Source organism: Streptomyces sp. NRRL S-1813, assembly GCF_000719605.1.
GTDB classification, from domain to species: domain Bacteria; phylum Actinomycetota; class Actinomycetes; order Streptomycetales; family Streptomycetaceae; genus Streptomyces; species Streptomyces decoyicus.
In genome coordinates this window covers 1-13,603 of sequence record NZ_JOHB01000063.1, presented here as the reverse complement: position 1 = coordinate 13,603, position 13,603 = coordinate 1, and the positions used below count along the sequence as shown (strand labels likewise).

Here is a 13,603-nt window from a genome sequence, read left to right as displayed (position 1 = left end):
TCCGAGAACCGGTCATCCGACGACGACTTCACCTGTCCGGGCCTTGGCACACCCCGCCCAACGACCCGGAAAGCCCAAAGTCACCGGTATTGCATCTAGCCCCTCTTGGCGGGGCGACGCGTCCACCCGCTGGCCGCAAGCCTGGTCAACCTGTTCGACGTCACGCGCCCTGTGCCCGCGCGCTGCCGCCACCTTCCTCTCCAGAGCCGAAGCGTGCCGCTGAAACGTCCGCGGCCGCGCCGGGCGAGACCCCTGCCCGTTCGCGTACGGCGCTCGCCTGGGCGCGGCACCGCCGCATGTGTCGGCGCCGGCGCCGACATCGGGCTCACGGGTCAGCCCCAGCTGGGCATCGCCAGGCGGACCATGATTCCTGCGCGGCCCGGACGCTTGGGGAGCAGCCTGTCTGGAACTCTCCCAGCCGCTCCGGCGAGTCAGTCTTGCGCTGGCCTCCTGCCCGTTAACCGGAATGACCGTGCACGCGCGACACACCAGCATTTCTAACTTAGTAACACCATTTGTCTGTGCGTATTCAATCATTTATGGCGATCCATCATGGTGCATGTCCCGGGTCTCCCGCCGATGGAGGCGCCGCACAAGTCGTTCTAGGTCAAGCGGCCGCCAAGGGCCGCTACCTGTCGGGTTACGGACAAGGCAACGGCGTCTTGTCGAGTCGCTGTGGCTGGTGTGTTGCGATGTGGCCCCTGGGAGTTGCCTGAAGCGACGGCAGGGTGCGGAATTCGATCTTTACCTGATGGCTTGTAACTGCATGTCAGTTGATTGGCCTAAATCTCCGATCTTGGTTGCGCATGGATCTTTCGCTCCTTAGGTTCTTGCCTCACATCGAACGACTGCTCGATGTGGCCCGAGGGGGACGGGCGGGGCAGCATGCATGCCCATGGCCGCGCTGCGGCGTTTCCCCCGACTGAACTGTCCATCCACAGCAGGACTGTGGTTGTCGAGGGAGGCAACAGTCATGAAGACCAGCAAACTCATGCGGGCGACCGTGGTGACGGGTATCACGCTGGCAGCAATCGGCTCCATGCCGCTTGCCCACGCCGAAGCCGCCACGGGAACGGCCAAGAAGTCGGTCATGGTGAGCTGCCCCGGGGACGGGCACCTCAGCCGCAACTACACCTGCTCATCCCTGAGCAGCGGTGAGCTGTATCACCAGAAGTACACCAACAACAGAGCCTCCACCTGGTACAAGAAGACCGGCGGCTCCGGCATCACGGCCCGCGTCGGTTTCAACCGGGCGGGATCGACTTCCTGGAGCGGCTGGTTCAGTCAGTCCAGCGGGACGACCAAGACAGGTAGCTGGAACAACGTTTCCTACTGCTCGAGCACCGTGGGTCTTCTCCAGGTGCAAGGCCAGCAGACGTTCCAGACGCCCCTGGCCGACTGCAGCTGACCGTCCGTCCGTGCCCGGCCGCCGCGGGGCAGGGCGGGCACGGACCACCTTCTGTCAGCTCTCCAGGATTAGGACACTGCGTTCGTGTTCTCCGCGATATTCAAAAACCAGACCGGCTTCATCGTCACAGCGGCGTTAGCCGTCCTCCTTGTCGCCGCCCTGTGCTTCTGGCTCGCGCACCGGGCCGGCAGACGGCCGTGGTCCCACGCCGCGCTCGGCGCGGCCGTCACGGCGGAAGTCGCTCTCACCCTGTTCCTGCCGAGCGGGGCAGCAGCAGCCGAAGCCAGCCGTGTCTGCGTGATCAACCGCAACTACGCTGAGCCCTTCGCCACCCAGCAAGGACTGCTCAACCTCTTGCTCTTCGCGCCCATCGGCTTCTTCGGACTGATGGCCCTGCGCACGCTTTTGCCGGTCATCGCGGGCAGCATCCTGCTCTCCCTGTGCACCGAGCTCCTGCAAACCCTGGTCCCCGGCGTCAGCCGGGGGTGCGACAGCAGCGACTTGCAGATGAACGCCCTGGGCGCTCTCGCCGGCACGGCAATCGCCTGGGGTGCCTTGCGCCTGGCCAAACGACCCGCCATCCCGCCCCGCCGCCACTCCCGGGCCACCGCCATCACCTCCGCAACCATCCTCGTCGCAGCAGGCATTGCCGCAGCCACCTGGATCACCCCCGTCGCCGTCGATGCCACCAGCCTCCAATTCACCGGAGACAAGGAAAAGGCAGCAGCTCACCGAGCCATCCGCCAAGCCTTCGGCGACCGCTACAAGATCAGCAACGTACAGCTGCAAACAGGCGTCGACGACAGCCCCGACACCCTGCTCATCGCCCTCAACGACGGATTCGCCGAGCTCACCTGGCCAGACGCCTCACAACTCAACGTCAGCCTCGAAAGCTCCAGCAAGACCACCTCGTCCAGCTACCCCGTCCCAGGAGTCACCCGAAAGCCCGGCAGCGAGAAGGACGCACTCCCCATCGCACGCCGCTACGCCGAGGAGCACTACCCACGCGAGCTGCGCGGCTCCGAGCCGCAGGTATACCCCGTAGGGGACCGGGCCGAGCTCGGGTGGATCATCAGCTGGCGGCGGCGCAACAGTGACGGCGTCTTGATGCCGATGCGTCTGGACGTTCAGGTCAACACCACCGGCCGAGTCTCCCAGCTCCTGGTCCGTACTGAGGAAGACCCTCATGACCTGCCGGCGCTGACCGTCGACAAGAAGACGGCCCAGCGCACGGCTCTCAAGGCCCTGCAACAGCCCAAGGGCCACAAAGTGCGCATCGCCGACAGCGAACTGCTGGCCGTTCAGCGCGCCGGAAGGTGGCGGGCTCAATGGCTGACCGGCTTTGAGACCGACGACAAAACTGCGGTGCTCGAGCCCGTCTACGTCGATGCGAACACCGGGAAGGTCGACCCCCGCGCGAGCAGGAAAGAGAAGATCGAAAACCCGCAAGAAGACGGCGATGGCCAAGTGGACACGACGCAGAACTGAACTACTGCCGCCACCGAACCGGCCGCAGCCCCTTCTCCATCGCACGTGGAACATCCATCCAGCGTGCCCTCAGGGCACGCACCACCACCGTCAGGAGAATCACCATGCGCAAGTTAGCCACCACAACCACCCGTTCCATAGCCGTCACCGTGATGGCCATCGCAGCCCTCAACGCCACCACCGCACATGCCGCCACAACCCCCCGACCCGCAGGCGTTCAGGCAGCCGACTGCCCCGGCGACGGACACCCCGGTGGGGGCAACACCTGCACCTCCCTGAGCAGCGGCGCCGTCTTCCACGAGAAAATCCTGGGCGCCAACGTCACGATCACCACCTCCTACACGAAGGAAAGCGGCGGCGCCATCAAGGCCAAGCTTGGCTACTCCTACAAGGGCACCAGCCACTGGGGCGGCCAGTTCTCCCAGTCCGCGGGAACCACCAAGTACAAGTCGTGGACCAACTACGACTCCTCCTTCCGCTGCGCCCCCACCATCGGGCTGCTCCAGGTAAGCGGACAGGGGACATTCCAGACGCCCGTCGCCACCTGCTGACACCGCACCACGCACGCCTACGGGCGCGGATCCAGTCAAGTGACGGGTCTGCGCCCGCGGGCGGGTCCGGAGCTGTCAGCTGCTCCGGGGGCGGCGGCGTGCCCTGCGGCCCGGTGGACCTAATGGCCGCCCTGGAGGCATCCGTACTCGACGCCCGGCGCGCCCGCAACGGAGGCCACGCCTAGCAGCACGACCGCATCAGGCCTCAACCGTCGCGGTGGTCTCCGTATGGGAGTGGACGCCCGCGGCCTGGGGCGCGCGCACAAAGCTCTCCATCAGACGGGGTATTCGTCAGGGAGTTGCATCCCTGGGTGGCCATTGACCAGATTCGGTTTGAGGTGCACGCGACATCCCGCCTCCCGGGCCTGCGCTACGAGGCGCGCCACCCATTCGAACGGCGGGCCAAACGCCGGCACCAGTTTTCGGTCCGTCCCCTCTCCCTGCCACGTTTCGGTCTGTGCTCCGATGACGACCCAGTCGAACATGGACAGGTCGCTGAACTCCAGAGGTTCCCTGAGGGGCTCGATCGACAGCCACTTAACCTTCACGTCGCTGATCTTTCGGAAGGCGTCCTCGGCGATCCGGACACGCTTTTGTTCGTCGATGCTTGTGCCAACCCATGCTGTTGGTGGGAGGTCGACCTTGTTGTAGCGGGCCGGGAACTTCGTGAGGAGCAGGTAGTCCCACATGCGGTTCAAGTGCATTGCATCGTGAACCTGGTAGATCCATTCGTCAGGTACCCACCGGCCGTAGAGGTCTGCCATGGAGCAGACGAAGACGCGCCGCCACGCGGAGTCCTCACGGTGTTGCTCGGGGATCTTCGTGTTGGCGGGGGCACTGAGCCGCTCGTGGTGAAAGAGAGGGGTGAAGCCAGCGGGGTTGACCTGCTTGAAGCGCATGGTGATTTCGCGTGCGTAGCAGTAGTCGCAGCCGTGGAGGCAGCCGGTGACAGGGTTCCATGACCACCGGGCCCAGGAGATTCCGTCGCCGTCGGTGTTATTGAACGTAGCCTTCGCCTCGGGCCTGGGGTAGGGGTATTCAGTGCCGTCGTGGGCGCGCAGCGTGAGCATGACCGGGCTGGGCTTCTCAGTTGGGGCGTCTTCCGGCATCGCTCGCCGACGCTGCTGGACCTGCTTCTCCGCCTGGTCCAGGGCCATGTCGCCGGACCGGACCTTATCCACGAGTTCCGGTGCGTAGGTCTGAACCGTTTTGGCACGCTGAACAGCACGTGGTGATGCACCCACGGATCGGGCAGCCTTCGCGCGCGACGTGCGTTCTTCCGGTGACTCTTCTGATTCTGGCGGATCCGCCATAATCAGCGAGCCTGTGACCTGGGCTTCTGCGTGAGCGCGGGCCCGTTCCGCGGATTCTCGCTGACGGGACCATCCCCGCGCGTGCGGGGAGCAGGTGGGGTCGACAAGTTCCTTTGCCGACACCCCGGGAACATCCCCGCGGGCGCGGGGAGCAGGTGCTCGTCGTGAATACGGCCATCTCCACCATGGGAACATCCTCGCGGGCGCGGGGAGCAGGATTGCACGCCGGGGATCGCCGACCGGATGCCGGGGCCATCCCCGCGCGTGCGGGGAGCAGCTCGAGAGCGTCGGGCCAGACGGCGGCGAGGAGGGGCCATCCCCGCGCGTGCGGGGAGCAGATGACCACGATCGTCCTCGGCGGCCGGGGCGAGGGGCCATCCCCGCGCGTGCGGGGAGCAGACTTCGTGACCTGCATCGTTGCCCGCGAGCAGCACCGTTCTGAACCACTTTCGCCAGCTCCGGCATTTGGTGCAGATGAGCTGTGCGTACCGTATGTCGATGGCTGCCCTCCCTGCTTCCGTGCCCGACGTGGCCGTCCGCGTCCTGCTGAACCTCGGAGGCTGCGGCTCGTACGCCAACATTGTTGCCGACTTCGAACCACCAGGCCCTGCCGGAAACTTTGAACTACTCAACGTCGTACCGAAGTCGCACCTGCCTCCAGAGTTCCTTCCCGCCTTGCGAGCCGGCTTGCTGGAAGGGCTCAACGGAGTATCGGCCGCCGTGCTACTAACCGACGGCGCCTACCACGAGGTGGACTCCTCCGACTACAGCTACCGGATAGCGGGGCAAGAGGCCGGCCGGGCAGCCCTCATCGGCGCAGGGCTACTACCACCAGGCGAGGCGGAAACGCTGCGCTGGGCACACTGGCCGACAAAACCACGAGCGCGGCGACGCCGCCCCTCCCAGCTACCACGGCACTGACACCCCACTCTCGCCCCCGCCCCGCCGACACCCGGCAGTCCGCCCGCACGCGGCCCTGCGCATGCTCCTAGTCACCGCGATTGGACGGCATCCCAGAGGGTGCGGGGAGCAGGATTCCAGCACCACGATCATCGCGGACCACCCCCGCGCGGGGGGGGGGGAGCAATCTGCCGGGCTCAAGGCGCCGTGGTGGCGGACGGGACCATCCCCGCGGGCGCGGGCAGCAGCCACGTGTAGGCGAACCGAATGAGCATCGGCAGGGGCCATCCCCGCTGGCGCGGGGAGCAGACGTGGTCGCGTTCGACCTCCGGCATGTAGACGGGGCCATCCCCGCGCGTGCGGGGAGCAGCGGCGCCTGGCTCTGGTGAAGTTCCCGTACAAGGGTCCATCCCCGCGTGTGCGGAGAGCAGTTCCGCACCCAGATCACCAAGTCGGTGCGCACGGGTCCATCCCCGCGTGTGCGGGGAGCAGGTGGAGATGACGAGCGCCGAGCGGCCGTTGATGGGAACATCCCCGCGGGTGCGGGGAACAGTCGACAATCGATCCCCAGTCGTACGGGCGCTCGGGAACATCCCCGCGCGTGCGGGGAGCAGGTGCTGCCAGCACTGCGTACTCGGCCGCGACCGGGGGCATCCCCGCGCGTGCGGGGAGCAGAGTGGACCGAACTGTCCTTCCCCGCACCGGACGGGGGCATCCCCGCGCGTGCGGGGAGCAGACCTTGTTGAAGGCCTCCTCGGCCAGCTCTGGGGGGGCATCCCCGCGCGTGCGGGGAGCAGACTTCGTGACCTGCATCGTCACACGCGCCCGGCGGGGTTCCGAGCCACTTTCACCAACTCCGGCATACACGACGTTCACGTCTGCCCAGTCCAGTTGGGCGCCCTGAAGCAGCCAGGGCAATAGGTGCTGGCGCCGCCGCTACGGGGGCCATCCCCGCGGGTGCGGGGAGCAGCGTGGAAGACGACCGAAGTAAGCGATGTCGCCGGGGCCATCCCCGCGCGTGCGTGGAGCAGTCGGCGGCAAGCTCGCGGTTCTTGGCGAGTTGGGGACCATCCCCGCGTGTGCGGGAAGCAGCCACCTCGCCATGCACCCTCGACGCGGGTCTCAGGACCATCCCCGCGTGTGCGGGGAGCAGATCGCCGAGCGTGAGGGTGTGGGCGGCGTGACGGGGCCATCCCCGCGCGTGCGGGGAGCAGGGCACTCCCAGGCCCCGCACTCTCCGCAGGTCGGGACCATCCCCGCGGGTGCGGGGAGCGGCGGGCGAAGAACGTGCCGCGCGTGCTGCTGTTGGGGCCATCCCTGCGGGTGCGGGGAGCGGGCGGCCACGCCCATCTCGCCCAGGTCGAGCGGGGCCGCCGCGTGTGGGGAGCAGAGGGAAGTCGTGTGGTCGGCTGCCGGGACCAGGAGCTATCCCTACCGGTGCGGGCGGCGGCGGCCAAGGAAAGGTAGCCAGCTATCCGAAGAAAGGCGGAGAGCTATCGTGGACGGCGCAATCGCTCAGATCCAGCGTGCGGGATGGAAGCGTTGCTATGAGACTCTGAGAGTTTCCCCAATCGGCCGCGAGCTGCCGGCCAAACGCTAACCCCACAACCACCCTGGCGCCGCTCTGTTTCAAAGCATATGCGGCGCTGGCCATTGTGCCGCCAGAGGTGAAGGTGTCATCTAAGAGTAAAACCCTCCTACCTTCGACAGATGCGTCAGACGCGAAGAGGTTTGGGTCGATCCGCCGCCTTCGGTCGGCAGCCTTAGTGGAGGAATTCTTTCGTAATATTTCGAAATCCCAATCACCGGACATGCCCTCGACGCTACCTATCACCATCTTCAGGTGATCTACTCCGCCACGCGCCGAGGCATGAGACGGTATGGCTATTCGGACATCAAAGGGTCCGCCATACGTCCTCGCCACACAATCACCATGTTGATGGATGAAGCTCCAGAGGAGCGAGCCGAGCGGAAGACGAAGCCACTCGGCGGCCGGATCATTCTTTGCTCGCCAAAGAATGCTCTCTAAGCCTTCATGTACCGAATAACACATGGGGACAAAGCCATCTAACACTAGCGAGTACGCCTTCTGGCAGTTGTAGCACCGCTCGAATGGTGTCCCCTGGGAACCTACCGGCGTTGGTGAGTGACATAAGGCGCATGTGCCAGCTTCGAAGGAGCGCACAGACGGCGCAACCTTCTGATCCTGGAGCCACTGAACCCACTGCCGCACGTCCCAGCCCCTGCCGTCCGGACGCGCAAAATGGCGATACAACCTTGCCCCCCTGCGTGACGCTCCAACCCCGGTACCAGGCTAAGCCCACGGTCCGCGACGGCGCAATTACCCCACGTCGAACAGCAGCTGCACTGTTGGATGATTGTTCTCCGCACTGACGGGAGCGTCCAGGAGATGGATCATTTGTTCGACATCTCTCGCCACAGTCGCCCGCCCAGCATCCACCATTTTGCGGGCCCACTCTTGTGTGTCCACGAGCGAGCGGAGCAGCAAAGCATGCCGGCCTTGTTCGGAGGCGATGCGAGCCTGCATCTTCGCCCCAGACGTTCCAGAAGCTTCGATGACGACGCTTCCTCGGCTGATTCCGGAAGTCACATGATTCCTGCGCGGGAAGGTGTCTCTACCTGGCGACCGAGACGGCCAGAATTGGGAGAGCACAACCCCGCAATCGGCGATCTCCTCTGCGAGGCTTACGTTCTCTCGCGGGTAGCACTTTGTGATCCCTGTTCCGATCACGGCGATCGTGCGATGTTCGAAATGCAGCGCCGTGGAATGTGCGGCTGTATCTACACCACGAGCTAGCCCTGAGGAGATCACGAAACCGGCATCACCAAGTTCGCGTGCTACCCGGCGCGCTCGGGCGAGGCCAATCTCTGTCGCATTACGCGTACCTACCACGGCCACAGCGCGCGCGTCGGCTTCCTGGTCAAGATTCCCCCGATAGAAAAGGAACGGGGGGAGATCATCTACACCGCGGAGATTTTGAGGGTATCCATCGTCCAGTACTGTGACCAGTCTTGCGCCAACCTTCTCGGCCAGTCGCAGTTCTTCATCTACGCGAGAGAAACGGTCATTAAGCGGTGACCGTAGGCCGTCCCTTAGGACCGCAAGGGACCTCTTGGATGCCGACGATTCTTCAGGGATGAAGCCATCACACAAGTCATCGAGATGCCCGCGCAGCGCGCAGCGCGCCAGCAGTGACCAATCAACACTCTTACCCTCCACACGAATCGAGCAAAGGGCTAACAGCCGCATCTGGGCTTCACTGATCATCTTTGACTCCTTCTACTCAAAGATCACTGTTCGAAGGATTGCCGACACATTCGAAGGTCTCGCTGACACGTTAGGTGTCATTGAAAGTCTAGAGGCCATATGCGATCTGTAGCTACACGGATACGTCTATACAGTGCATCAATCTGGAGGCCCCCACCTGACCTGCACTCCTGGGACGGAAATCCGTGACCGTCATGGCGCAGGCCGGCGGACAGCTGGCTCGCGCCCCAGTACGAACAGCCAGCTGTCCGCCGGCAGTTGCATAGAGGGGCTGGAGCCGACCTATCCGCAGCAGCCCTCGTCACGCTGGGAGAGCTGCTGCTTCCAGGGGCCATCCCCGCGGGTGCGGGGAGCAGATCTTCTCGCCGTCGTCGACGAAATCGCGCTCGGGACCATCCCCGCGGGTGCGGGGAGCAGTGCCGGATCATGAGGGATTTGCCGCCACCGGTGGGACCATCCCCGCGGGTGCGGGGAGCAGCGCTTCGCTCCAACCCCTTGGGAATACTGGCCTGGACCATCCCCGCGGGTGCGGGGAGCAGAGACCCGGGACCTGGTTGGCACAAAGGGAATTGGGACCATCCCCGCGGGTGCGGGGAGCAGCGCAGGTCAGATGGGGTGCTACCTGGTTGGAAGGGACCATCCCCGCGGGTGCGGGGAGCAGCCCCGTCAGACTTTGTCGCCGATGTGGACCTTGGGACCATCCCCGCGGGTGCGGGGAGCAGGCCATGCCCGACCCGCAGAGCCGCAGTTTTCCGGGACCATCCCCGCGGGTGCGGGGAGCAGCCGCCGTACGCAGTCGGTCAGACCAGCTGAGCGGGACCATCCCCGCGGGTGCGGGGAGCAGAACCGCACCACCGTTGACGAGCGGGAAGCCGAGGGACCATCCCCGCGGGTGCGGGGAGCAGCGAGGTGCTTGGTGGCTTCGCCCAGCATGTGGGGGACCATCCCCGCGGGTGCGGGGAGCAGCGCGTCCGTGATGACCTTCCGCGCCACCCCGAGGGACCATCCCCGCGGGTGCGGGGAGCAGAAGGACTAGTGGAGGGGCGCAGGAGAGCCGGAGGGACCATCCCCGCGGGTGCGGGGAGCAGTCGAGGGCGGCGGCGGTCAACGTGGGCATGCTGGGACCATCCCCGCGGGTGCGGGGAGCAGCCTTCGTGACCTGCATCGTTACACGCGAACGACACGGATTTGAACCACTTTCATCGAACCCGACATTAACGACATTCATGTCTGCCTATCCCGGTTGAGCGCCATGAAACAACGCCAGGCTCCACGCCGCAAAGATGCTGCCCCGCACGTGCGAGGAGCAATTAATCCCATTCCATGTCGCCCAGGTCGAGCCAAGGTGCAACCACGAGTACGGGGGAGCCTTCTTGACCCTTCAGAGCGGAAGTGGTTGCGGCTCTTTCATTGACCTGGCTAGGCCGTCCGTAGCTGTCGGAGCAGTGACGGTTCGAGCTGCCGCGGGCCGGTGCTGACACTGCTACGCGAGCGCCGAGACCGGTTCTTTGGGCCCTGCTCATAGGGGACCGGCTTCGAGGTCCGCTTACCACGCTCGCCGGTGCGGGGCCCTCTGTGGCTGGTGGTCACCAGTCGGTGAGGTCGACCACGCGTGAACAGTGCGGGTCGTCGGTGTCGGTCGTTGTGAGCCGCTGTTCATCGAGCAGTGATGTCAGTGCCGCCAGCAGCGCTGTGAGGGCGCCACCGGGGCGTACGTCGGCGGCCGTGATCCCGGGCAGAGCCTCCTCCTCGCTGTCGACGTAGAGGCGGAGCCTGTCTGGGTCCAGGAACAGGAAGCCGCACAGGCGTGCCTGTGGGCTTTCTTCGGTGGAGGGGGAGGTCAGGCAGCGCAGGAGCGTGAGGGTCCAGTCGTCGTTGGTGAAGGGGGCTGGAGTCACGGTCGTGGGGTCCACGGTGAACAGAGTCATTCCCATGACGGTGCTGACCTTGCTGCGGGGGTAGATGTGGGTGCCCGTGTGGACAGTGCGCACGAGGGCTGCGACGTCGTGCGGAGTGCGCAGTTCGTCGCCCGTGCGCAGGGGGATCTCGTAGGCGGTGAGCTGGTCGGGGGCGTACTCGTCCTTGTCGCCGAGGACCACGCGCACGGCGTTCGTCGGGTGGGGAGCGGGGAGGACGCCTCGTACGTGTTGGTCGTCGATGAGAGGTGCGTAAACGTGGTGGAGCAGCAGGCCCGTGATGTCGGCCTGCTGCTCCACGATCTCTTCGTACTCGCATGTCACTGGTTTACCCAATTCGGGCACTTCTGCAGCCCTTGCAGTATGCGGTGATCACGCCGATCGTATTGCCCTTCCCGGCGTCGTAACGCCCGTCGTCCGTCTTCCGCGCGTACCGGGCCTTGACGACGATCTTCACGGATCCGTACTGGCGGTTCGTGGCGACGCCCCAGTACTGAAGGTTGGCCCCGCTCTTCTTGTCGACCGGGCCTCCCATGGGGATGTTCAGGATGTTGCAGTTGCGGATGTTGTGCCGGCCGGTGAAGTGATTCCAGCCCAGTTCAGCGCCCGCTGCACTGCTGCCAGCAGCGCTACCCGTAATAACTCGACGTCGACGCCCGCTCCTTGGCCCACAACGGGCTGCGCGCATCGCCGGGAGGAGCCGGAACCGGCCCACCTGGCGGCTGTGACCGCCTCCGCATCGTCACCTGGGGCGCGGCCCCGGTCTGGTGAAGGGTCCGCGCCCACACAGTCCGACGTTCCGCCACCGGACTCACCCTGCCGCTACCCACGAAGCGTGTGATCGAGGTCGTCGGGTTCATCGACGAGACCGACGTCGACCCGCTGCTGTACGCCCGCCCGTACTGGGTGGGCGCCCACGGCCCCGGAGCCCAGAAGCCGTACGCGCTCCTCGTCGAAGCCCTGGCCCGGTCCGGCCGGCTCGCGGTCTGCAAGGTGGCCCTCCGGTCGCGGGAGAGGCTGGCCGTCCTGCGGCCGCGGAACGGCATCCTGGTGCTGCACACCCTGCACTGGCCCGAGGAAATCCGTGACCCTGGTGACCTGTCCAGCCCGGCCCCGACCACCACCCAGGAGCTGGACCTCGCCGAGCTGCTGATGACCGAGCTGCACGACGACTACGCCCAGGCGCTGAACCTCCTCGTGGACACCCTCGCCGCTGGCGGACCGGCGGCGCCCCCGATTGAGCCGCAGCCGCCGGTCGACCTGATGGCCGCGCTGGAGGAATCCGTGCGCGACGCCCAGCGCGCTCGTAATGGGGGACATATTTAACAGAGTTGCCCGCGAGGCGCTTGTTCGTCTCCTGCTGTCTGGCGGAGGCTAACCTCTGCTGTCTCGGGCCTGGCGGTCCAGGAACTCGAGCAGCCGAGATTCCGAACGTGCAAGCCGTTCCTGTTGCTCACGGGGAAGCGAAGCGAGGGCGTCGACGAGGACTCGTCTCCGGGGCACGTGCACCATGTTGCCGGAGTAGATCCGGCAACCGGAACACCAGGCGAGTCCGACGCACCGCTCGAACATGGCGGACTCAGGCGGATGGAAGCGGTACTGATACGAGCGGACGGGCGTTCCGCAGGCGGCGCAGATCCGACGATCCCCGTCAGAGACCATGTCCCAGGCTCCGACCTTGCGCCAGTGCTGCCGGCCGGCCGGTGCTCTTCAAGTCGTCATGCTGAGCATTCTCCCACGGACCAACCGCACGACCTCATCGCCCATTGAGCGGTGTGCATCGTGAAGGTGCTGGTCACGGGTCTGGCGTGAGTTGTCTTCGGCGTACTCGTGCTGGTCGTGGGCGGCAGTCTGAGGTGTAGATCGTCTGGCAGGTACGGGTTTTGCGATTTCTCGCCCGCCGTCTCGGGTTGCGCTCGTACGCTCCGGCGCATGGTGGACCCCGAGGTGCATGAGCGGATCACCGCGCGCCGCGCGGAACGGGGGCACCGAAGCTGCTGGGCTATTGCGGGAGCAGAAGCTCTTGGTCGGGCCGCTGCGGGAGCAGCGGCCGGCCCGGTTAATCGGTTGCGGACCTTCGGGATGGAGTGTCTGATCCCGGCTATGACGATTGTGCTGGGTACGCCGACTGTCGACGGGGTACGCGAGGCCATGGCCGCGCTGCGGGAGTGGCAGTACGACGAAGCGCCGGTGCAGTTGCATTCCGGGGACATTGGCTGGAACTACCGGTTCGGAACGGCCGAGACGGCCGCGGTGGTCCGGACCTGGAGTCGGGACGGGCGGATTCTCGCGGTCGGGATGCTCGACTCGCCGACGCTGGTGCGGATGACGGTCGCTCCGGACGCTTTCCAGGATGAGGACTTGGCGCGGCGGCTCGTCGAGGACTTCTCGCTGCCTGAGCGCGGCGTGCTGCCGGAAGGAATGGTGTCCATCGAGGCCCCGCTGGGCCTGCTGCTCCACGACCTGCTGAGCAAGGAGGGCTGGGGCGTCGACGAGCCGTGGACGCCGCTCTTCCGCGACCTCACCGAGCCGGTGGAGGACCCCGGCGTGCGGGTCAAGTCGATCGGCCCGGAGCAGGCGCAGGGCTTCGCAGACGTCCTGCGGTCGGCGTTCAACACCTCGCGGCCTACGCGCGAGTACTGTGACAAATCCGTTGCCGATCACTCCATGAGCGAAGCGCTGACCTGGGGATCTAGTGATCATTTCCGGATTTTTGGCCGTGGCGTGGCGCGGCTCTG

The 13,603-nt window shown here is 65.8% G+C and carries 10 protein-coding genes and 2 CRISPR repeat arrays; of the genes, 6 read left to right on the top strand and 4 right to left on the bottom strand.

The genetic code is table 11. The features are described 5' to 3' along the window. Window positions 1-973 precede the first annotated feature (973 nt). From IF67_RS40695 to IF67_RS40945, 3 genes are all read left to right on the top strand, one after another. Entirely contained in the window at window positions 974-1,408 is a 435-nt protein-coding gene (locus IF67_RS40695) for a hypothetical protein (protein ID WP_051819107.1), read from the top strand. An 84-nt stretch (window positions 1,409-1,492) separates the two neighbouring features. Continuing rightward, entirely contained in the window at window positions 1,493-2,896 is a 1,404-nt protein-coding gene (locus IF67_RS0137905) for a VanZ family protein (protein ID WP_051819105.1), read from the top strand. Window positions 2,897-3,000: 104 nt separating this feature from the next. Continuing rightward, window positions 3,001-3,447: a hypothetical protein gene (locus tag IF67_RS40945; RefSeq protein ID WP_051819103.1), complete on the top strand. Its 447-nt coding sequence runs from the start codon at window positions 3,001-3,003 to the stop codon at window positions 3,445-3,447. Between the two features lie 275 nt (window positions 3,448-3,722). Here the strand turns inward: IF67_RS40945 and IF67_RS44080 are convergent, their stop codons facing one another. Beyond that, window positions 3,723-4,604 (bottom strand): DUF5131 family protein, encoded by an 882-nt coding sequence (locus IF67_RS44080; RefSeq protein WP_158713235.1) that lies wholly within the window; start codon window positions 4,602-4,604, stop codon window positions 3,723-3,725. Between the two features lie 630 nt (window positions 4,605-5,234). Between IF67_RS44080 and IF67_RS46470 the strand changes: the two genes are divergently transcribed. After that, window positions 5,235-5,681 (top strand): hypothetical protein, encoded by a 447-nt coding sequence (locus IF67_RS46470; protein ID WP_420708743.1) that lies wholly within the window; start codon window positions 5,235-5,237, stop codon window positions 5,679-5,681. Window positions 5,682-6,605: 924 nt separating this feature from the next. Continuing rightward, window positions 6,606-6,935: a CRISPR direct-repeat array (repeat unit 24 nt; unit sequence CATCCCCGCGCGTGCGGGGAGCAG). Between the two features lie 1,066 nt (window positions 6,936-8,001). On the opposite strand, the gene IF67_RS40940 is transcribed toward IF67_RS46470, so the two are convergent. The 3 genes from IF67_RS40940 to IF67_RS45590 form a co-directional block, all read right to left on the bottom strand. Beyond that, window positions 8,002-8,949, bottom strand: coding sequence for a DNA-processing protein DprA (locus tag IF67_RS40940; RefSeq protein WP_063754436.1), 948 nt, complete (start codon window positions 8,947-8,949; stop codon window positions 8,002-8,004). A gap of 327 nt (window positions 8,950-9,276) precedes the next feature. Continuing rightward, window positions 9,277-10,098: a CRISPR direct-repeat array (repeat unit 29 nt; unit sequence GGGACCATCCCCGCGGGTGCGGGGAGCAG). Window positions 10,099-10,535: 437 nt separating this feature from the next. Continuing rightward, the gene (locus IF67_RS44520) at window positions 10,536-11,165 is read right to left on the bottom strand and encodes a hypothetical protein (RefSeq protein WP_234341638.1); all 630 of its coding nucleotides are present in this window, start codon (window positions 11,163-11,165) and stop codon (window positions 10,536-10,538) included. Between the two features lie 28 nt (window positions 11,166-11,193). Next, window positions 11,194-11,400 (bottom strand): hypothetical protein, encoded by a 207-nt coding sequence (locus IF67_RS45590; RefSeq protein ID WP_051819097.1) that lies wholly within the window; start codon window positions 11,398-11,400, stop codon window positions 11,194-11,196. 281 nt (window positions 11,401-11,681) lie between these two features. On the opposite strand from IF67_RS45590, the gene IF67_RS0137870 reads away from it, so the two are divergent. Next, window positions 11,682-12,191, top strand: a complete 510-nt coding sequence (locus tag IF67_RS0137870; RefSeq protein WP_078889893.1) for a Ku protein — start codon at window positions 11,682-11,684, stop codon at window positions 12,189-12,191. A gap of 777 nt (window positions 12,192-12,968) precedes the next feature. After that, window positions 12,969-13,603 (top strand): GNAT family N-acetyltransferase (locus tag IF67_RS0137865; protein WP_234341635.1); only part of this gene is annotated, 635 nt, incomplete at its 3' end.

What these genes read in the sequence shown, in the direction of transcription:
- IF67_RS45590 (WP_051819097.1), bottom strand. Translation starts at nt 11,400, where the DNA reads ATGGGAGGCCCGGTCGACAAGAAGAGCGGGGCCAACCTTCAGTACTGG.
- IF67_RS46470 (WP_420708743.1), top strand. Translation starts at nt 5,235, where the DNA reads ATGAGCTGTGCGTACCGTATGTCGATGGCTGCCCTCCCTGCTTCCGTG.
- IF67_RS40945 (WP_051819103.1), top strand. Translation starts at nt 3,001, where the DNA reads ATGCGCAAGTTAGCCACCACAACCACCCGTTCCATAGCCGTCACCGTG.
- IF67_RS44080 (WP_158713235.1), bottom strand. Translation starts at nt 4,604, where the DNA reads ATGGCCCTGGACCAGGCGGAGAAGCAGGTCCAGCAGCGTCGGCGAGCG.
- IF67_RS40695 (WP_051819107.1), top strand. Translation starts at nt 974, where the DNA reads ATGAAGACCAGCAAACTCATGCGGGCGACCGTGGTGACGGGTATCACG.
- IF67_RS40940 (WP_063754436.1), bottom strand. Translation starts at nt 8,949, where the DNA reads ATGATCAGTGAAGCCCAGATGCGGCTGTTAGCCCTTTGCTCGATTCGT.